Source organism: Arcobacter sp. 15-2 (genome assembly GCF_047159865.1).
Taxonomy (GTDB): Bacteria; Campylobacterota; Campylobacteria; order Campylobacterales; family Arcobacteraceae; genus JAIOSF01.
This window is the reverse complement of record NZ_AP038804.1, coordinates 252,881-271,984: the sequence shown is the minus strand read 5'-3', so window position 1 is coordinate 271,984 and position 19,104 is coordinate 252,881. Positions and strand designations below refer to the sequence as shown.

The window sequence follows — 19,104 nt, the reverse complement described above, 5'->3', positions numbered from 1 at the left end:
TTCTATGAAAACTATAAGCCAACTTGAATCTTTTGATAAACCAAGAGAAAAACTTTTAAACAAAGGTGTACAACACCTCAAAGACTATGAACTAGTAGCCATAGTTTTAGGAAGTGGTATAAAAGGGAAAGATGTAATAAAATTGTCAAAAGAGATTGTAAAGCTTTTTGAAGACGATTTTAACTCTTTAGATCTGCAAAAACTTCTAAGTATACATGGATTAGGAGTAGCTAAAGCTTCTCAAGTGATATCCGCTGTTGAACTTTCCCGTAGATATCTTATTAAACAAAACAAAAAAATAACAGATGCTAGTGATGTATATGAAGAACTAAAAAAATATAGAGATAAGCGTCAGGAGTATTTTTTATCTCTTTATCTTGATGGTGCAAATCATCTGTGTGAAACAAGAGTTATAACTATAGGAACACTAAACCAAAGCTTAGTACATCCAAGAGAAGTTTTTGCACCTGCTATAGAACAACGATGTGCAAGTATCATAGTGGCACATAATCATCCAAGTGGAGTGTTAATTCCTAGCAAGGAAGATATTGAAGTAACAAAAAGACTCCAAGAATCAGGAAAAATTTTAGGAATTGAACTCCTTGATCATTTGATATTTACAAAAAATGGGTATGTAAGTTTGCGTGATGAAAACTATATGTAAAAAGCTATCTCTATTCTAAAATTAATATATTTATAAGCATAACTCTATAAAATTAAATAATTACATATAAAGGACTAACATGGAATGTGAAATGCCAACAGTATCAAGTACGAATAGCCAAATCAAAACAATTTTGGAAGAAACAAAAACAATAGCTATTGTAGGGTGTTCTCCAGATTCTTCAAAAGCTAGCAACAAAGTAGCAAATTATCTTCAAAATGTTGGATATAGAATAATTCCTATATATCCAAAAGAAGAGGAGATTTTAGGCGAAAAGGTTTACCGTAGTTTATCTGATATCCCTAGTGATATTCAAATTGATATGGTAGATATATTTAGGAAACCTGCTGTTATAGCTTCTGTTATTGATGAAGTTTTAGTAAGAAAAGATGTAAAGTGTATTTGGACTCAGTTAGGACTTGTAAACAATGAAGCTGCAAAAAAAGCTAGCGATCTTGGTTTTCAAGTTGTACAAAATAAATGTACAAAAATAGAACATGCTAACTTATTTCATTAGATTTTACAAGTAGGATTTAGTTGCAACTCTAGTGTTGCAACAGTTCCTTGAACTCCATCTTCTCTATTTTTAAGTGATATAGTTCCACCAATAGTATCTGCAGCACTTTTTGCTAAAAATAGACCAAGACCAGCACCTTTTTGTCCACCAACTCTTTTAAATGGTGCAAATAAATCTACATCTTCATCACATCCAATACCTTCATCTATGACTTTGAGTGTAATTGATTGATTGTTTGGTATGGTTTGTATAAGGATATTTTTACCTTCTGGTGTAAATTTAATAGCATTTTGTACAAAATTTTGAATAATTTGTGTTAAAAGTGTCTCTTGAATAATAGTGGTAAAACTTTCAATTTGTGTTTCAAAAAATAGTTGAATATCTTTTTCTCTTGCTAATAATTTAAAATCATCAGCTTTTTTTGATACATATTTAATGATATCAAGTTCAATGGGTTTTTCAAATTGAGCACCTTCTTGTCTTCCCATATCTAAAATAGATGAGATCATCTGGTTCATACCATCTATCTCTTTTACATGAAGGTTCAATACATCTATATATTTTTCAGGCTCTCTTTTTTTTGTTAGGGTTACTTGACTTTTGAGCTTCATAACTGCTAGCGGTGTTTTGAGTTCATGAGCCGTACCGATAAAGAGTTCTTTTTGATATTTTACATAACTTTCAATTCTTGTTGTAAGAGTATTGATAGAACTAGCAAGTGCTTCAAACTCTATTGGTAAAGAATCTGTATCAATTTTTTCTAATGAGTTTGCATTCATATTAGAAAGCTTTTTAGTAATTTTTATAATAGGAAACAATAATGTTTTTGATACAGCAAAGGCGTATATAATAATAAGTATAAGTCCACCAAAACCTAGAAAAATAAGATTTCCAAAAATCTTATTCAGCATTGTATGAGAAGAGTTAATATTTCGATTTAATTTAAGGTATTGATTTGTTGTTAAATCAAGAGGATAAATTAGTTCAATAAAATGATTTTTATTTTGGCTATATTGTCGAAAAGTAAATTGTGGTGTTTTTTCTAAGACTATAACTTCAATTGTAGTATCATTATTTACTAAAACTCTAAGGTTTGAATTGTGAACTTCATTTGTTTGTGATTTTGCTAAAGTAACGATGAGCTTAGCATCTTTGATAAGCTCATCTGAAATATCCTCATATATTGTTGCTTTTGTAAAACCATAAAATATTAATGACAATACAATCACAAAAAAAGAGGTTGCAAATATAAGTTTTTGAGAAAACTCCTTATATATGCTTTTTCTACCCATAATTATATGTCTTTTTCTACTTTAGGTGGGTAACAGAATCTGTAACCTCGTCTTCTAATTGTTTCTATTGTTGCAATATTTAATGGCTTGTCCATTTTTTGTCTAATCTGGTTAATTGCTACTTCAATTACATTTGGTGTTACTAATTCTGGTTCTTCCCAAATTGCATCAAGTAATTGCTCTTTTGAAACAATTTGATCTCTATGACGAGCTAAGTGAGTTAAAACTTCAAAAGGTTTCCCTTTAAGTTCGATCTCTTTACCTTCATAAGTAATTTTTTCTTCATCTGGATTGATTGCTAAGTTTTCAATAGTGATAACATTTGTACCACCAAATCTTAATCTACATTTGATTCTTGCTAATAAAATGTCGAAATCAAAAGGTTTTTTGATGTAATCATCAGCACCTGTTTTAAGAGCTTTAATTTCACTCTCTTTATCATCTCTAGCACTTACGATTACAACTGAAGTTCGACCACTTCTATTTTTGATAAGTTTTGTTAATTCTAACCCGTCACCATCTGGTAACATCCAGTCTGTTAAAACTAAGTCATAATTTCTAATTTCGATGAAGTATTCTGCATCTTTAAAGTTTTCTGCTATATCAACCTGATATCCAATATCTTGTAAACCTTCTTGAAGTGTTCTATTTAATGTACTTTCGTCTTCTACTATTAAAATTCTCATTTAATTTATCCCTTTATTATTTATCTAAAAACTTAAAATTAAGTTAAGTCTTAGTTTCAAAGTTTGGGATTATATCATAAATATTCGATAATTTAAAGTGTATTTAAGCTAAATTTGAAAATTTATGTAATTTTATTAAATTTTGGATATAATCAGAAAAAATTTAAGGTGTATAAAATGAAAATTCTTAATAAAAAAACTATCATAAGTCTAGTAGCTTCTTTAGCTATTTCTAGTTCTTTGTTTGCTGAAGATAAAGTGTATGCAGTAGTAAATGGTGAAAATATCACTTCTGCAAGTATTGCTATTGCGCTAAGAGATCCTAGAATCCAATATGAATCTTTACAAAAAGAACAGCAAAAACAAGTTCTTGATAATATCATAGAACAAAAACTTCTAGCACAAGAAGCTTTTAAAAGTGATGTTGTTAAGTCAGCTTTATATAAAGAAGAGTTAGAAAAAGCAAAACAAAATCTTGCATATCAAATTTGGATTAGAGATTTAAGTCAAACTGTACAAGTGTCAGATAAAGAAGTAAAGTCTTATTATGACAAAAATAAAGAGAAGTTCAATACTCCTTTAGAATTAAAAGCTAGTCATATTTTAGTAAAAACAGAAAAAGAAGCAAAGGCTGTAATAAAAACATTATCATCTGCAAAAGATTTAAAAGTAGAATTTCCAAAACTAGCAAAAGAGAAATCAATAGGACCATCTGCACAAAATGGTGGAGAGTTAGGTTGGTTTACAAAAGAGAAAATGTTACCAGAATTTAGTGCAGCAGCAGAAGCTTTAAAAATAGGAACAATAACAAAAAAAGCAGTAAAAACACAATATGGTTTTCATATTATTTATTTATCAGATAAAAAAGAACCTTCAACTATGTCATTTGAAAAAATTGAAAAACAATTAAAACAAGAAGTTTTACAAAGAAAATTTGTAGATAAAGTACAAAATATAGCAGCAGATTTAAAAAAGAAATCAAAAATAGAATATAAATAAAAGGTAGATAAATATGGCAGTATTAGATGTAGTAAAAGCAGGGGTTTTAACAGGTAGTGAAGCAAAAAAGTTATTTGATTATGCAAAAGCGAATAATTTTGCGATACCAGCTGTAAATATTGTAAATACAGAATCAATCAATGGAGTTTTAGAAGCAGCTGCAAAAGTTAATTCACCAGTAATATTACAGTTTAGTAACGGTGGTTCAACATTTTTCGCAGGAAAAGGTTGTAAAGCACCAAATGCATCAGCTTTAGGTGCTATTAGTGGAGCAAGGCATATTCATATGATGGCAGAAGCTTATGGTGTGCCTGTTGTTCTTCATACAGATCATGCGGCTAGAAAATTATTACCATGGATTGATAGTTTAATAGAGGCAAGTACTGAAAACTTCAAAAATACAGGTCGACCTTTATTTACTTCTCATATGTTAGATTTAAGTGAAGAGCCAATTGAAGAAAATTTAGATACATGTGTTGAATACTTCAAAAAAATGAATGAACTTGATATGATGATAGAAATTGAGCTTGGTATTACAGGTGGAGAAGAAGATGGAGTAGATAACTCTGATATTGATAATGCACTTTTATATACTCAGCCAGATGAAGTAAATTATGCTTATGAAAGATTAAATGCAATTAGTGAAAACTTTACAATAGCTGCATCTTTTGGTAATGTTCATGGTGTTTGTAAACCAGGTAATGTTGTACTTACTCCAAAAATACTTGATAACTCTCAAAAGTTTATTTCTGAAAAATACAATTTACCTGCTAAACCAGTGAACTTTGTATTTCATGGTGGAAGTGGTTCTACTTTAGAAGAGATTAGAGAAGCTATTACATATGGTGTTATTAAAATGAACATTGATACAGATACTCAATGGGCATATTGGGATGGAGTAAGAAAGTTTGTTGCAGATAAACATGATTACTTACAAGGTCAAATTGGAAATCCTGATGGTGATGATAAACCAAATAAAAAATACTATGACCCTAGAGTTTGGTTAAGAGCTGGACAAAATAGTTTAATCGCTAGATTAGAAGTTGCGTTTAACGATTTAAATTGTATCGATAAAAACTAAATAACATTTTATTTAGTTTTAAAAAAGGAAGTCGTAAAGGCTTCCTTTTTTTTGTTTACAATGTATTTACTTTAGTATGATAAAATAGTAATAAAGGATTTATAAATTGATACAGGTGTTAATGATTGAAGATGATTTTGAGATAGCTGAACTTTTAACAGAATATCTGAGCTCTTATGATATTAAAATTACGAATTATGATTGTCCCCATCTTGGTATTAGTGCTTTAAGTGTTGATAAATATGATTTAGTTATTTTGGATTTATCATTACCTAGTATTGATGGAACTGAGGTATGTAGACTTATACGAGAGAAACATAATTTACCTATCATTATTTCTAGTGCAAGGAGTGATATTAAAGATAAAGAGATTTGTTTTAATAATGGTGCTGATGATTATCTTCCAAAACCTTATGATAGTCAAGAGTTAGTCTTAAGAATAAATTCATTACTACGAAGAAAGACATTTTATTCAACAGAAGAATCAGAACAAAAAGAGAAAATATTTACCATTGATACGAAAAAACTTGAGATTAGAAAAAAAGCTCAAGTGTTAAGCTTGACAAGTGCAGAATATCATATTTTAGAATATCTCATAAGTAAGGCGAATTTTGCTATTAGTAGAGAAGAGATGCTTCTTAATGTCGAATCAATAAAGTATGAAAGTAGTTTTAAAAGTATTGATGTTTTAATAAGTAGAATCAGAGGTAAAATAGAAGAAAACCCTAAAAAGCCAAAATTTATCATCTCTCTTCGAGGTATTGGGTATAAACTTATCAATGAATAAAAATTCTCTTTTTTTTAAAATCACACTTTTTTTTATAGCTATGATAGTTATGACACACATTATAATTTTTATGGGTTACAATATAACTCAACAAAACCAAATAGACATTACAGTAGTTAAGTATATGAAATCTTTGCATCGCACAACTGAAAATATTTTAGGCAAACGCAAGAAACCTGAACATATAAAATTTCATAATAGACCACCACCTCCAAGAGGGTTACCGATACATGAATTAATGCAACAAAAAGAAAAGTTTAAAACAGTTTTGGAGATGTATGATTTAGAATTATCTTCTTTGCAATATGAAGTTATTAAAAATAAGGGTAACTTAATAGCTAAAGAATTTAACTGGGAACTCTATAAATATAATGGATTTAAATATTTTTATATTAAAGAACCTTTTGTACAAATACTTTTAAAAGATACTATAAAAATTAGAGAATCGACACAATATATAATTATTTTAACGATATTACTCAATATACTATTTATTACTTTTTATTTATTTTTATTAAAAAAATTATTGCCACTTAGAAAACTAAAACAAAATATATCTCAGTTTTCAAAAGGAGATCTCAATATTGATACTTCATCTTTAGGAACAGATGAAATTAGTGATGTTTCCAATGAATTTAATAATGCTATAAAAGAGATTAAACTATTGACAAATTCACGAAACCTTTTTTTGAGAAATATTATGCATGAATTAAAAACACCAATAACAAAAGGATTGCTTATATCCAATATGCTTGAAGAAAGTAAATTTAAAAATAGTTTGAAAAAAGCATTTTTTAGACTAGAGTTTCTTCTAAACGAGTTCTCAAGAATTGAGAAGTTTACTTCAAACAATATGACATTACAATTAAGTGAATTTCGGATGGTTGATATAGTAGATCACTCTTTAGATATATTACTTACAAATTTAGACTCCATTAAACTTATTGTTATTGATAATAGTGTTGTAAAAGTTGATTTTGAACTTTTTACATTAGCCGTTAAAAATATTGTAGACAATGCGATAAAATATGGGGAGGGTAAACCAACTATAATAATAGAAGATAGTACCTTAACTATTAAAAATAAAGGTATAGCTTTGGAAAAACCAGTGGAAGAGTATAATAAACCTTTTAATAAAAAGTATGAAAATAGTAATAATGGATTGGGATTAGGACTTTATATTGTAAATCATATTTTAAAATTACATAATCTAAATTTAGAACATAATTATGATGAGGAGAAACATGAAAATGTTTTTAGAATCATGTTTAAAAAAACCAATAATAGATAATTGTTACTTTTTGTTTACTCAAATTAGATATTATTTGATTATAGAAAAATTAAAAGGATGAGTTATGAGTATATCAAGTACAGCATCAAATAGTTCGATGCAACAGATGATGCAAATGCAACAAACACAACGACCACCTGCACCCAGTTCAACAAATTTAGTATCTCAGATTATGGAATCAAATGATATAGATGGGAGCGATTCACTTACTATTGAAGAACTTGGATTATCTCAAGAGGATTTTACTAGTTTCGATACAGATTCTGATGGTTTTCTAAGTAGTTCTGAATTAGAAGAAACACTCTCTTCAAAACTTGAATCAATGAAAAATCAAGAACTAACACCTGAAAGTTTTGCAAGTTTTTTAAGTGAAATGGGAGTGGAAGTTCCATCACCTCCAACTCAAGGAAAGATACCAAATGCAGCCCAAATTGCTCAAGATATTTTTAGCTCTAAAAGTACGAATGAAAATGGCTTAATCACTATTGATGAATTGGGTGTTTCAGAAGAACTTTTTAGCACATTAGATATTGATTCAGATGGTGCGATAAGTCAAGAAGAATTGGAAGAAAGTTTGACAGCACTTTTTGATAGTGTTGAAAGTGGAGATACGACAAAAGAAGCTGCTGGAGCTGTTTTATCAACACTTGGAGTAGCACCTCTAGGGTCTGATTCTGGTGAAGTTGATGGTTCAGGAACTCAAGCATCAAATGGTGAGGCAGGTGGAGTACCTCCTACAGGTGGTGGAGCAGGTGCAGGAGGAGGCTCTTCATCTGAAGAAGAATATGATGAAGCTGATACAAATCAAGATGGATATGTTTCAGCTGCAGAACAAGCAGCTTATGATGGTACAACAGATGAAACTTCTCAAGACTATGCCTTGAAACTTGTAAGTTCTTTATTAGAAGCACTTAAAATAGAAGATATGTCAAATGCAGAAGATATGGATCTTTCAAAATTTAAATCAGTAATGTCAATGATCAATAATCAAACACAAGATAGTTCAACAGCAGATAAGCTAAATACTTATGTCTCAAATTTAGACTTAGGTTTAAAAACGGCATAAATAACTTTTTATATTTTTTAAGTAGGTTTCTATTGACTTTAAATAGAGACTTACTATATAATGTCGGATTAGCGTATAAAAAGGTTATCATTTGATAAAAAAAACAAGTATTATAAATGGTTTATATTGTGTAGAAATTTCAGAAGTTAACCTCTCTATCCAATGTGGTTCACCTGCTGAAAGTGTGAAACACTTAATGAAAAAAAACATTATAGAAACTATTTCAAAAGATGGCATCAATTTTGAAACAGGACCAAATGCAATACTTTTATCTGACACCATGATTCAAAATGGTGAATTTTCAAACATGTCTGAATTTTCAGTGTTACAAATGTTATATAGACAAGGGATGATTCTTCCAAATCATCCTAATAATACAGGTCTAAAACCTATTTTAATAGGTTCAGACTCGCAAGTTAATGCACAAATGGACTATATCTATCGAGGTAATTATGGTTTGGTTTCCCAAAAAGAGATAGAAGAGTGTGGCATTGAAAAAACAAAAGCAAAAGAGTTGATGAATATGAAACTAAAATTTGCTTTTGGAGAACTCAAAAATGTTGATAACTTAATAGACAAATGTATAATAAATACTGACAAAGTAGAGATTCGTGATAATGTCTTTATTCAACGAGTAAAGCATAATATTTTTGAAATAAGTTACAAAGATCAAGTAGTTCAAGTCGATCTAAATCTTAAACCAAATCAAACATATCCTTCACCTTATGTGCTTCCTCAGTATAAGATTGAACGAGATTACTTTTCAGTAATTCATACAGGTCAAGGTGATGGATGGGATATAACTCGACCATCTATGAATTCTATTATATCTTTTCAAGGTAAGTTATATGTTGTAGATGTTGTTCCAAATTGTAAACATATTTTAAATGCTTTAAGTATAGATATTAATGAGATTGAAGGGGTATTTCAAACACATACTCATGATGACCATATTGGGGGAATCACTTCCTTATTACGAAGTGATAAAAAAATTAAATTTTTTGCTTCAAAATTAGTAATGTCTGCAACCGCAAAAAAACTATCTGCCTTGTTGAGTTTCGATGAATCGGAGTTTTATAATCTAGTTGAAACTCATGAATTAGAACTTGATGCATGGAATGATATCGATGGTTTAGAAGTTGCACCATATATCTCTCCTCATCCTGTAGAAACAACTATTTTTGTATTTCGAACTCTCTATGGGAGTGGATACAAAACTTATGGGCATTTTGCTGATATTATGGATCTTGATGTATTACAAAAAATGGTTGTTGATCATAAGTATGACATGGGTATCTCTCAACAATTTTTTAATGAAGTTAAACAACATTATATTCAGTGTCTTGACTTGAAAAAAATTGATATTGGGGGAGGGATGATTCATGGTAATGCTAAAGACTTTATCGATGATACTACCTCAAAAATTGTGCTTGCTCATACTGCACATGATCTAACTCATGAGGAAAAAAGAATAGGAAGTGGTTCTTTATTTGGTTTGAGTGATATTTTAATACCATCAAAAAATAATTATGATTTAGACCTTATCGATTCTCATTTAAAATCGAATTTTCCAAAGTTAAAAAGATATCAAAGAAAAGTTTTTTTGAATTTTAATGTTGTAGAGTTTAATCCAGAAGCGATCATTATACGAGAGGGTGAAAATTTAAAAAATGTTTATTTGATCATAAATGGACAGATCGAAAAAATCAAAAAAAATAAAAGCGATAATGTAACTTTAAAACCAGGAATTATCATAGGTGAAAAGATGGCTTTAACCAATGAGCTTCCAAGATCTACTTTTGTTGCTAAAAACTTTGTAAAACTGTTAGAGATACCAGCAGATTTTTTTTATAATTTTGTTGATAAACATAACTTAATAGAACATATGGTTGAGCAAAGTTCAAAAAGCTTAACTCTTCAAAGAACATATCTTTTTCAAGAAGAGATTACTTACTCAACTTTAAATACAATTATTGAAGAGATGGAAGAGATTCATATAAAAAAAGGTGAATTTGATTTTGAAAATAATAAATTATATATAATAGTTTCAGGAAAAGTGAATGTTCTTATTAATGTTACTGTAATTGAAACTTTAAGTAAAAGTGATTATTTTGGAGGAGCATCAGCTATGTTAAGTTATCCCTCTCCTTATCGATTTGAAGTTACAGAAGATACACACTTATATAGTATCTCTGAATCAATTATAAAAAATATTCCAATTGTAAGATGGAAAATACTTGAAAAACTAGAGTTACAAATACAAGACCTTGTGAAAAATCTTATATAATATATAAAAAGAGAAGTGTTACTTCTCTTCTCCTGATGTTCTAGCTCCGTGATATCGTATGATTCCACTTGTGTGGTTTGATACTTGTGCCCAACCCATCTCAAGCATCATTTTTTGACAATAAGCACTTCTACTTCCTGTGTAACAATAAACAATAGTTGGTTTATCTTTTTCATTTTCAACTTGTTTTAAAGCGTTGTAAAATGATGTAGTTGGTACTAGATAATCAGTTCCAACTATTCTGTTTTGATTCCATTCCATCCATTCTCTTACATCAATAAGATTAAAATCAATCATCCCTATATCTCGAGCTTCAAGGAGTGAAATGAGTTCATGGTTATTGATATCTGGTTGTGCTAAAATTTTATTACACTCTTCTGTAGTTAGCCCTTCTGAATGTTGTCTTTGATCTTTTTGAACTTCTTTTGTTTGAGCATTATCTAGTGCATATTGTGGAGTACAAAATATACCACAGTGACATTTTCCTGTTTCAGGTATCTCTTTTTCGATTGCAGGAGTGCAAGGACAAATTCTATTGTTTGAATTATGTTGTTCCTCTTTTGTTTCCCCTACAACCATAAAACAGGGACAAAATCTTGTATTGTAAATTGTTTTATTTCTAGTAAGCCCTAGCAGTGTACTTGTGTTTACCTCTTCTATTGGATTAAAAACTAAGTTTCTGCTCTCACATACTTTTTGTGCAAATAGTTTTGTTTTTTCAAATTCCTTTTGAAATTCCGGTGATTGTGTGTCTATTTTTATCATTTAATTCTTACCTAATAATGTTTTTGTAATAGTAGAGTAATTTAGTTAAGATTGACTTAACTTATTTTTTTAATTATAGAGTAAAGCGGAAGTGTATTATAATATCGTATGAATATATTAGAACAAATTTACGAAATAAATTTTAATAAAGTGATGTTTAATGAAAGAAAAACAACTATTGAGTCTAACAATACTATTATCTTAGGACCTCCTAAAAGTGGAAAAAGTTATTTGATATATGATTATCTTTCCCAATTTGACACAAATAAGTATCTTTATATTGATTTCGAGGATTATAAAAATAACACAAAAGAGATTGCTAAAAATTTACAAGATTTTATAGTACAAAATAAAATTGAAGTGGTTGTTTTCGAAAACTTTTTGTTTGATGTAGAGATACCAAAAAATATTCAAAGTCTTATCATTACTACAAAACAAAAAGACACCATTGAAGGATTTGAGATAATACATTTAGGTGGATTAGATTTTGAAGAGTACTTACTTTTTGATAAAAAACATCAAAACTCCTCAAATAGTTTTAATAGTTTTTTGAAATTTGGGAATTTTCCTGAAAGTATCGAATATGGGGAAAATAAAAAAGCATTACGAAACTATGAAATATGTAAGTTGTATTGTGATGATCAGATTCAGCTAGAGATATTATTTTTATTGGTTAAAAATGCTGGAGAAAAAAAGTCTTTATTTCAACTTTTTAATAGTTTAAAAAAAGAGATAAAAATTTCAAAAGATCGATTTTATAAAACTTGTGAATTATTTGAATACAATAAGTTAATCTTTTTTTGTGAAAAGTATAATCAACCAAAAGCAACAAAAAAAATATATATACATAATCATGCTTTACTCGATATCGTTTCTTATAAAAAGAATTTTAATAATCTATTTAAAAATATGATTTATTTGGAATTGTATACTCGATATGACGATATCTATTATCTTGATAATGTGGATTTTTATTTGACCGAACAAAATGAAATTATATTGGCTATCCCTTTTTTTAATAATTTAATATCTTCGATGATTATTTCAAAACTTTTAACAACATTAGAAAACTATAAGATAAATAAGATTACAATCGTGACAGTAAATAATGAACAAACTTTATTTGTGGGTGAAATAGAAGCTGATATTATTCCATTTAATGTTTGGGCGGTGTCATTATAATCGCTTATTAAGAGTTTAATAAAAAAAATGATAATATAAATTATAAACAATATAAAAAGTAGAATTAAATGGATAATAAAACAGTTCAAGTTGTGGTTGAGTTTGTAGGTGAGATACATGATGAAAACATTAGAGTACTAAAGCGTTCGATTATTGCAAAGTGTGACATAGCTAAAAATCATAAGTCAAGAAGTGTTTTTGTTTCACTAAAAAATATGATTTATAAAAAAAATACAAAAGAGATCTCATTGTTGGTTAATGCTTTAGATGCATTGAGTCAAAAACTTGAGATAAAAATTTGTTTTATAGATTATAGTGCGGAACTTTTTAGTGTTTTAAAATTGGCTATTCAAAAAACAGATATGCGATTGTATAAAAATTTTGAAGTAGCTAGACTATTTTTTGACCCAAAGTCTTTTAAAGAAGATCTTTCTATTTTAGTTTATGATGAAAACGAAGCAAATAGTATAGAACTATGCAATGAGTTAAGTATTTATGCTTATAAAATAACACGAGCTAAAGACAATAAACAATTGCTAGCAGGAATCAATGATAAAGTGTATGATATAATTGTTACAAGAAGTACACTCAATAAAGCAAAAAAAGAGCAAAAAAAAGAATCTTCGAAAAATACTCTTTCTTTATCCAAAGCCCTTATTTTAAATCTACCTATTTTTATGAACAAAGCAGCAGATACTTTAGTTGCATTTACAGGACTAGAAGCTCATAAAGTAGCTCATAGTATTAAACAATTTGATACAAATTTAAAAACAGATAACATTTGTGCTGTTATGCCATTTGCGGGAGATTTGGAGGGGTACTTTACTCTTGTATTCCCTAAAGACATAGCTATAGTTGCGCTAGAAGCTTTACTGGGAGAAACAGTCAAAGAAGATGATATAGCAACACTAAAAGATGGTGTTGGTGAGTTTTGCAATATTATTACAGGTAATGCAAAAACTGAATTTGATGGAAAGGGTATTAAAATTGTGTTTACTTTACCCAAAACATTTGAATCACTTCAAGAAACACATTCTTTTATAGGAAAAAACAATGGTATCTGGATGGATATGCAGTTGTCTGGTAAACCTTTTTATATGTTTATCACAAAATAGCAAATGAGAGAAAATTATCATACAAATCTATGTGGTATAGATGAAGCAGGCAGAGGACCGTTTGCAGGACCTATGTGTGTAGCTGGAGTTGTTTTAAAAAATGATATAAAAGAGTTAGATGATTCTAAAAAATTGAGTGAGAAAAAAAGAGAAAAGCTTTTTGATATCATAAAAGAAAATAGTATTTATCATATAGTATTTACAAGTGCAAAAGAGATAGATGAACTAGGTCTGAGCCTTTGTTTGCAAAACTCCATAAAAGAGATAATGAAAAATATAGAAGCACAACAATACCTAATGGATGGAAATACCTCTTTTGGTATAGAAAATCTAGATTTTTTAATCAAAGCCGATGCTAGTATACAAGAGGTGAGTGCTGCTTCTATTTTAGCAAAAGTGAGTCGTGATAGATATATGTGTGAAATAGCTAAAGAGTATCCAGAGTATAGTTTTGACAAACATAAAGGCTATGGAACAAAAGTACATACAGATGCAATAATAGAGCATGGGTACTGTGATATACATAGAAGAACATTTAAGATAAAAAAGCTTGAAGGTTTAAATATATCTTGATATAATTGCGAATATATAAGGAACGACATTGGCAAAAAAAGATAAAAAGAAAACGAGTGTTAGAGAGTTTTTAAATAAAAAAGCTTTTCATGATTACATAATAGAAGATATATTTGAAGTTGGTATTGTTTTACATGGAAGTGAAGTAAAAGCAATACGAGCTGGAAGAATGAACTTTAAAGAATCATTTGTACGAATTATTAAAAATGAAGTATTTATATTAAATATGAATATTTCCCATTTAGATACTACTCATGTCTCATATCGTCCAGAAGAGGGCAGAGATAGAAAGCTTTTAATGCATCGTAAACAGATAAATAAACTTTTTGAAAAAGTAACGAAAGATGGTTATACAATAGTAGCTACTAAAATGTATTTTAATGATAAAAATATGTTCAAAGTAAATATTGGTATTGCTAAGGGTAAAAAAGACTATGATAAAAGAGAAGATTTAAAAGCAAAAAGTATGAAAAGAGAAACACAAAGAGTTCTCAAAGAATATAACAGATAAAAATAAGGTTATATATGAATAATAAAATAGAACAACTTAAATTTGGTATAGTAGGTTTAGGGCTTATGGGTGGATCATTTGCTAAAGTTGTAAAAAAATACAATCTCTCTTCTAGTGTTGTTGGATATGATCATAATAAGGAACATCAAAAACAAGCCTTAGTGTTAAACCTTGTAGAACGAATAGTTGAACTTGATGAATTACTTCAGTGTGATGTGATAGTGCTATGTATCCCTGTTGATGCCATTATAAAGTTTATGCCTACTTTAGAAGGGATCTCTGCAAATACTACTATTATGGATTTTGGGAGTACAAAAAAACTTATTGTTGATAACATTCCAAAGAGTATACGAAAGAATTTTATTGCTGCACACCCTATGACAGGAACAGAAAAGTTTGGTCCTAGTGCTGCTATTGATGGTTTGTATGAAGGGAAAACTGTTGTATTGTGTGATTTAGATATATGTGATAATCTTCACAAAGAAAGAGTACTGAATATATTTAATGCAATAGCAATGAGAATAGTAGAGATGGATTCTACAACACATGATAAACATGCCTGTTATATCTCTCATCTTCCTCATGCTATCTCTTATGGTTTAGCAAATACGGTTATGTCACATGAAGATCCAGAAAATATAATAACACTAGCAGCTGGAGGTTTCCGTGACATGAGTCGTATTGCTCAATCTTCATCCCATATGTGGACAGATATTTTTAGACAAAACAGAGAAAATCTTTTAAAATCTTTAGATCTTTATGCGGCACAAATGCAAGATATGCAGAAGATGCTTCAAGATGAAGATTATGAAAGTTTAAGTATATGGATGGATAAAGCAAATAGTTTACACGATATATTATAAAGTAGCATTTTGAAAAGGTCAATTGTACTTTTAGAAGTAATAGTGAGTTTATTATTATTTTCTATAATTGCAATTGGTTCTTCAAAATTGATATATACTTTAATAGAACAAAATAAAGAGAAACATTTTGTTTTAGAAAATAATTTAAAGCTAGAAACAACACGATTATTTTTAAGTAAACAATATGATTTAACAAAAGTTAATTATCAAAATAATAAATTGTATTTTAATAATAATCTATTATTAGATCATATTTCTAAATATGATACTATAATCAATCAGGATATTATAAGTATTGATATCTGTTTATATAGTGACAGAATTTGTCAAAAATGGAAGATAAAGTTTTGAAAAATTCTTTTGCTCTTTTGACCACACTTTTATTGGTTTTGTTATTTAGTGTTTTGAGTATTCGTTTTATTGAAGTAAATCTTTTAAGTTCCAATCTTAATAGATTAAAATACTTACATCTTCAAGCAATTATATATAAAGACACTATAGAGTCGTATATTTTAACTCATAATCAGATGGAGATTGAACAGTATAAACAAGACTGGAATGATGCTACCTACACAATGGATATAATAGTAGATGAAAATAATAGTTCAATATATTATCTGAATATTGCAACAAAAAACAACTATCATATACGATTAAGTCAAAAAATCGAAAAATAAGATAAAGGAAAAAAATGGAAAGATTATATGCACCATGGAGAACACAATATATCACAAGTAATAAGAAACAAATTACAGGATGTGTATTTTGTCATATTGCAAAAACTTTAGATGATGATGAAAATTTAGGTGTTTTACATAGAGATGAAAACTTTTTTATTGTGATGAATAAATACCCTTATAGTCCTGGACATTTTATGATTATCCCTAATTATCATACTGCTAATTTAGAAGATTTAGATCCAAAAGTTTTTACAAAAATGTCAATATTTGCGCAAAAAGGTGTAAAGATGTTAAAAGAGGTATTGAATGCACAAGGGGTAAATATAGGGATGAACCTAGGAAAATCAGCAGGAGCTGGGATAGCCGAGCATATACACTTACATCTTGTACCAAGATGGCAAGGAGATACAAACTTTATCACTACTATTGGCGAAACACGAGTTTATAGTAGTGATATGGACGAAATCTATAAAAAGTTAAAAAATGTCGCAGCAGATTACTTTAGGTAACCATTCATTTACCCTTATTCATAGAACAAATAAAAAAATAAAAAGAATAAGTTTAGCTTTAGAAAATCAAAATGAGATTATCATAAAAACGCCATTGAAGTTTAAATCACATAAACTTAAAGAGATTGTTTATGAATATCAAGAATGGATATTAAAATCATTACAAAAAGTACCTGCAAAAAATAGCTTTGATTTTGTTTCTGGAGGAGTAGTTCCTTTTTTAGGTGTAAACTATCCTATGAAGTTACAGATAAATGAAAATATGGAAAATGTAAAATTTTCATTAAATGATGAGGTTTTTATTGTTGAATATAACTCAAAGTGCTCTAATTATGAAGATTTTATAGAGGGTTTAAAATTATTCTATAAGTTTCATGCCCAGAGAGTTATTGATCCTATATTTGATGAGTGGACATACAAAACACAATTATTTCCAAATAAAATTGGGTATCGTTATTCCAAAGGGAGATGGGGAAGTTGTAGCCATATTAATAATATATCAATAAATTATAAACTTTTACAATTTGAAAAAAAAGCCATTGAGTATGTTGTGATTCATGAATTATGCCATATTCAAGAAAAAAATCATTCTAAAAAGTTTTGGAATTTGGTTTCTTTATATATGCCTGATTATAAAAAAGTAGAGATAACTTTAAAGAGTAAGCTTTTCTAGAGAGGGTACATTTTCAAGTTCAATTTCAATCTGTTCTTGAAGATTTACAAGCTCTTGAGATTTTCTTAAATAAGCCAAAAGTAATTCTGCAGTGCTAAGATTTTTTTCTGTTGTTAAAAATTTTTTTAGACCATCTCTTAAGTGATTGTGAGGGTCTTCCCCTATATCTATTGTATATGCTTCATTATTTATATGGAATGTAATATTTTTATTCAACTTTTATCCTCGCTTTTGAGTTTGTTGTGAATTGTTAATATTAGATCTTCACTATTTCTAGTAAAGAGATCATTTTTATCTTTTAGATTTTCTAATTCTGTTTTTAATCGTTTATTTTCATCTATTAAAAACTGAAAATCTTTTGAAAGTTGATTAAGTTTATTTTTTAGTATATCTATTGTATTCATAGTTCCAATTTTAGCTAAAACTTACTGAATGATGTATCTAAAATTATAATTTTCTATTAAAACTATATCCATCCATAAAACGAAATGCAATTAAATTTTCTAAAATAGCAAACAGTATAATAAAATTAATAAAAGAACTCCCACCGTAGCTAAATAATGGCAAAGGAAGACCTACAACTGGTGCAAAACCAATCACCATCAAAATATTGACACTCATATTCAAAAATAATAAAAGGGCTAAACCACTAGCAAAAACACTAATCATATAATCTTTTTGAAAATGATTATGCAACAACAAAAGATGGACAATTAGCAGAAGATATAAAAATATTAATCCTATTGAACCAATGAAACCATATCTTTCCACAAAAGATGCAAAAATAAAATCACTTGTTGCGATAGGGAGAAATTTTAAATTTGTTTGAGTTGCTTTCTCTTTATCTTTACCTAATATACCACCAGAACCAATTGCTATTAAAGACTGTTTTACATGATAACTAGGTTCTTCACTAATAAAATCATGAATACGCTTTTTTTGATAGTCTTTAATCATATAAGTATAAAGTAAAGGTGATGAAATAGCTAAAACTAAAAAAATAGATACAATAATTTTCCAGTTTATCCCAATTAAAAATAATATTCCATACCCCATAAGTAGTAAAACTAAAGCTGTACCTAAATCAGGTTCTTTTGCTATTAAAATAAAAGGAAGCAAAATATAAAAAGAAAAATAGCTAAAGTCTTTAATATTATAACCACTTTTAGGCGGTGGTTTATTTGAAACTAAAAAACCTATCATAAGTAAAAAAGCAGGTTTAAATAATTCTGAGGGTTGTATTGTCATATTTATAAGGGGTATCTCAAGCCATCTAGCAGCACCCAACTTAGTTACACCAAAAAACTCTACTAACAAAAGTAGAAAAATTCCAAACCAATATACAAAAGGTATAAATTGTTTTAAACTTCTAAAGGGTATAATGAATACAAACATAAAAGCTAATAATGACAGAAAAAAATAAACGAGTTGTTTTTGTGCTAGTATTTCATTTGTTTCATAAATTAAAAAATGTGAAAGAAATGCTAATGGCAATATAAGAATAACTAATTCAAAATTAAAATGTGAAATTATACGCTTGTCAAAAAAATATACCATGAAAGA

23 protein-coding genes are annotated in these 19,104 nt (G+C 28.5%); 17 read left to right on the top strand and 6 right to left on the bottom strand.

The features are described from left to right. The first annotated feature begins 4 nt into the window (after nt 1–4). Together radC and ACMCMH_RS01420 are read left to right on the top strand one after the other, a co-directional pair. The gene (radC, locus tag ACMCMH_RS01425; RefSeq protein ID WP_412726369.1) at nt 5–664 is read left to right on the top strand and encodes a RadC family protein; all 660 of its coding nucleotides are present in this window, start codon (nt 5–7) and stop codon (nt 662–664) included. Between the two features lie 79 nt (nt 665–743). Continuing rightward, nucleotides 744–1,181, top strand: coding sequence for a CoA-binding protein (locus ACMCMH_RS01420; protein WP_412726367.1), 438 nt, complete (start codon nt 744–746; stop codon nt 1,179–1,181). On the opposite strand, the gene ACMCMH_RS01415 is transcribed toward ACMCMH_RS01420, so the two are convergent. Next, the gene (locus ACMCMH_RS01415; protein ID WP_412726365.1) at nt 1,178–2,473 is read right to left on the bottom strand and encodes an ATP-binding protein; all 1,296 of its coding nucleotides are present in this window, start codon (nt 2,471–2,473) and stop codon (nt 1,178–1,180) included. The two genes, ACMCMH_RS01420 and ACMCMH_RS01415, sit on opposite strands and share 4 nt — an antisense overlap. A gap of 2 nt (nt 2,474–2,475) precedes the next feature. Further along, a complete protein-coding gene (gene hsrA / locus ACMCMH_RS01410; protein WP_412726363.1) occupies nt 2,476–3,159 on the bottom strand; it encodes a homeostatic response regulator transcription factor HsrA in 684 nt (227 codons plus the stop codon). A 177-nt stretch (nt 3,160–3,336) separates the two neighbouring features. Here hsrA and ACMCMH_RS01405 point away from each other — a divergent pair, with 177 nt between their 5' ends. From ACMCMH_RS01405 to ACMCMH_RS01380, 6 genes are all read left to right on the top strand, one after another. Continuing rightward, a complete protein-coding gene (locus ACMCMH_RS01405; protein WP_412726361.1) occupies nt 3,337–4,158 on the top strand; it encodes a peptidylprolyl isomerase in 822 nt (273 codons plus the stop codon). A gap of 13 nt (nt 4,159–4,171) precedes the next feature. Next, complete coding sequence (gene fbaA, locus ACMCMH_RS01400; protein ID WP_412726359.1) at nt 4,172–5,239, top strand: class II fructose-bisphosphate aldolase; 1,068 nt, start codon at nt 4,172–4,174, stop codon at nt 5,237–5,239. Between the two features lie 106 nt (nt 5,240–5,345). After that, on the top strand, nt 5,346–6,026 hold the full coding sequence (locus ACMCMH_RS01395; protein WP_412726357.1) for a response regulator transcription factor: 681 nt from the start codon (nt 5,346–5,348) through the stop codon (nt 6,024–6,026). Between the two features lie 49 nt (nt 6,027–6,075). Next, complete coding sequence (locus ACMCMH_RS01390; protein WP_412726355.1) at nt 6,076–7,317, top strand: ArsS family sensor histidine kinase; 1,242 nt, start codon at nt 6,076–6,078, stop codon at nt 7,315–7,317. 64 nt (nt 7,318–7,381) lie between these two features. Then, nucleotides 7,382–8,383: an EF-hand domain-containing protein gene (locus tag ACMCMH_RS01385; protein WP_412726353.1), complete on the top strand. Its 1,002-nt coding sequence runs from the start codon at nt 7,382–7,384 to the stop codon at nt 8,381–8,383. Between the two features lie 91 nt (nt 8,384–8,474). After that, the gene (locus tag ACMCMH_RS01380; RefSeq protein WP_412726351.1) at nt 8,475–10,670 is read left to right on the top strand and encodes a cyclic nucleotide-binding domain-containing protein; all 2,196 of its coding nucleotides are present in this window, start codon (nt 8,475–8,477) and stop codon (nt 10,668–10,670) included. An 18-nt stretch (nt 10,671–10,688) separates the two neighbouring features. Here ACMCMH_RS01380 and ACMCMH_RS01375 read toward each other — a convergent pair whose 3' ends face one another. Beyond that, nucleotides 10,689–11,435: a ferredoxin-thioredoxin reductase catalytic domain-containing protein gene (locus ACMCMH_RS01375; RefSeq protein WP_412726349.1), complete on the bottom strand. Its 747-nt coding sequence runs from the start codon at nt 11,433–11,435 to the stop codon at nt 10,689–10,691. Nucleotides 11,436–11,543: 108 nt separating this feature from the next. On the opposite strand from ACMCMH_RS01375, the gene ACMCMH_RS01370 reads away from it, so the two are divergent. The 9 genes from ACMCMH_RS01370 (at nt 11,544) to ACMCMH_RS01330 (ending at nt 17,541) form a co-directional block, all read left to right on the top strand. Then, nucleotides 11,544–12,617, top strand: a complete 1,074-nt coding sequence (locus ACMCMH_RS01370) for an ATP-binding protein (protein ID WP_412726347.1) — start codon at nt 11,544–11,546, stop codon at nt 12,615–12,617. A 68-nt stretch (nt 12,618–12,685) separates the two neighbouring features. Continuing rightward, nucleotides 12,686–13,732: a chemotaxis protein CheX gene (locus ACMCMH_RS01365; protein ID WP_412726345.1), complete on the top strand. Its 1,047-nt coding sequence runs from the start codon at nt 12,686–12,688 to the stop codon at nt 13,730–13,732. Between the two features lie 3 nt (nt 13,733–13,735). After that, nucleotides 13,736–14,305 carry a ribonuclease HII gene (locus ACMCMH_RS01360; RefSeq protein ID WP_412726344.1) on the top strand — a complete coding sequence of 190 codons (570 nt, stop codon included), beginning with the start codon at nt 13,736–13,738 and terminating at the stop codon, nt 14,303–14,305. A 28-nt stretch (nt 14,306–14,333) separates the two neighbouring features. After that, nucleotides 14,334–14,816: an SsrA-binding protein SmpB gene (gene smpB / locus ACMCMH_RS01355; protein WP_412726343.1), complete on the top strand. Its 483-nt coding sequence runs from the start codon at nt 14,334–14,336 to the stop codon at nt 14,814–14,816. 14 nt (nt 14,817–14,830) lie between these two features. Continuing rightward, complete coding sequence (locus ACMCMH_RS01350; RefSeq protein WP_412726341.1) at nt 14,831–15,679, top strand: prephenate dehydrogenase; 849 nt, start codon at nt 14,831–14,833, stop codon at nt 15,677–15,679. 9 nt (nt 15,680–15,688) lie between these two features. Next, entirely contained in the window at nt 15,689–16,030 is a 342-nt protein-coding gene (locus ACMCMH_RS01345) for a hypothetical protein (protein ID WP_412726339.1), read from the top strand. After that, on the top strand, nt 16,027–16,356 hold the full coding sequence (locus tag ACMCMH_RS01340) for a hypothetical protein (RefSeq protein ID WP_412726337.1): 330 nt from the start codon (nt 16,027–16,029) through the stop codon (nt 16,354–16,356). The genes ACMCMH_RS01345 and ACMCMH_RS01340 overlap by 4 nt, the downstream gene beginning before the upstream one ends. Nucleotides 16,357–16,370: 14 nt before the next feature. Further along, a complete protein-coding gene (locus ACMCMH_RS01335; protein WP_412726335.1) occupies nt 16,371–16,868 on the top strand; it encodes an HIT family protein in 498 nt (165 codons plus the stop codon). After that, nucleotides 16,843–17,541, top strand: a complete 699-nt coding sequence (locus ACMCMH_RS01330; RefSeq protein ID WP_412726333.1) for a M48 family metallopeptidase — start codon at nt 16,843–16,845, stop codon at nt 17,539–17,541. Before ACMCMH_RS01335 ends, ACMCMH_RS01330 begins: the two co-directional genes overlap by 26 nt. On the opposite strand, the gene ACMCMH_RS01325 is transcribed toward ACMCMH_RS01330, so the two are convergent. The 3 genes from ACMCMH_RS01325 to ACMCMH_RS01315 are packed head-to-tail and all read right to left on the bottom strand — an operon-like array spanning nt 17,521 to nt 19,098. Then, the gene (locus tag ACMCMH_RS01325; protein ID WP_412726331.1) at nt 17,521–17,757 is read right to left on the bottom strand and encodes a hypothetical protein; all 237 of its coding nucleotides are present in this window, start codon (nt 17,755–17,757) and stop codon (nt 17,521–17,523) included. The genes ACMCMH_RS01330 and ACMCMH_RS01325 overlap by 21 nt on opposite strands. Beyond that, nucleotides 17,754–17,945: a hypothetical protein gene (locus tag ACMCMH_RS01320; RefSeq protein WP_412726329.1), complete on the bottom strand. Its 192-nt coding sequence runs from the start codon at nt 17,943–17,945 to the stop codon at nt 17,754–17,756. Before ACMCMH_RS01320 ends, ACMCMH_RS01325 begins: the two co-directional genes overlap by 4 nt. A gap of 43 nt (nt 17,946–17,988) precedes the next feature. Next, entirely contained in the window at nt 17,989–19,098 is a 1,110-nt protein-coding gene (locus ACMCMH_RS01315) for an FtsW/RodA/SpoVE family cell cycle protein (RefSeq protein WP_412726327.1), read from the bottom strand. Nucleotides 19,099–19,104: the final 6 nt, after the last annotated feature.

What these genes read in the sequence shown, in the direction of transcription:
- ACMCMH_RS01315 (WP_412726327.1), bottom strand. Translation starts at nt 19,098, where the DNA reads ATGGTATATTTTTTTGACAAGCGTATAATTTCACATTTTAATTTTGAA.
- ACMCMH_RS01365 (WP_412726345.1), top strand. Translation starts at nt 12,686, where the DNA reads ATGGATAATAAAACAGTTCAAGTTGTGGTTGAGTTTGTAGGTGAGATA.
- ACMCMH_RS01390 (WP_412726355.1), top strand. Translation starts at nt 6,076, where the DNA reads ATGACACACATTATAATTTTTATGGGTTACAATATAACTCAACAAAAC.
- ACMCMH_RS01405 (WP_412726361.1), top strand. Translation starts at nt 3,337, where the DNA reads ATGAAAATTCTTAATAAAAAAACTATCATAAGTCTAGTAGCTTCTTTA.
- ACMCMH_RS01420 (WP_412726367.1), top strand. Translation starts at nt 744, where the DNA reads ATGGAATGTGAAATGCCAACAGTATCAAGTACGAATAGCCAAATCAAA.
- hsrA (WP_412726363.1), bottom strand. Translation starts at nt 3,159, where the DNA reads ATGAGAATTTTAATAGTAGAAGACGAAAGTACATTAAATAGAACACTT.
- ACMCMH_RS01375 (WP_412726349.1), bottom strand. Translation starts at nt 11,435, where the DNA reads ATGATAAAAATAGACACACAATCACCGGAATTTCAAAAGGAATTTGAA.
- ACMCMH_RS01415 (WP_412726365.1), bottom strand. Translation starts at nt 2,473, where the DNA reads ATGGGTAGAAAAAGCATATATAAGGAGTTTTCTCAAAAACTTATATTT.
- radC (WP_412726369.1), top strand. Translation starts at nt 5, where the DNA reads ATGAAAACTATAAGCCAACTTGAATCTTTTGATAAACCAAGAGAAAAA.
- ACMCMH_RS01370 (WP_412726347.1), top strand. Translation starts at nt 11,544, where the DNA reads ATGAATATATTAGAACAAATTTACGAAATAAATTTTAATAAAGTGATG.
- ACMCMH_RS01335 (WP_412726335.1), top strand. Translation starts at nt 16,371, where the DNA reads ATGGAAAGATTATATGCACCATGGAGAACACAATATATCACAAGTAAT.
- ACMCMH_RS01360 (WP_412726344.1), top strand. Translation starts at nt 13,736, where the DNA reads ATGAGAGAAAATTATCATACAAATCTATGTGGTATAGATGAAGCAGGC.
- fbaA (WP_412726359.1), top strand. Translation starts at nt 4,172, where the DNA reads ATGGCAGTATTAGATGTAGTAAAAGCAGGGGTTTTAACAGGTAGTGAA.
- ACMCMH_RS01330 (WP_412726333.1), top strand. Translation starts at nt 16,843, where the DNA reads ATGTCGCAGCAGATTACTTTAGGTAACCATTCATTTACCCTTATTCAT.
- ACMCMH_RS01350 (WP_412726341.1), top strand. Translation starts at nt 14,831, where the DNA reads ATGAATAATAAAATAGAACAACTTAAATTTGGTATAGTAGGTTTAGGG.
- ACMCMH_RS01320 (WP_412726329.1), bottom strand. Translation starts at nt 17,945, where the DNA reads ATGAATACAATAGATATACTAAAAAATAAACTTAATCAACTTTCAAAA.
- ACMCMH_RS01385 (WP_412726353.1), top strand. Translation starts at nt 7,382, where the DNA reads ATGAGTATATCAAGTACAGCATCAAATAGTTCGATGCAACAGATGATG.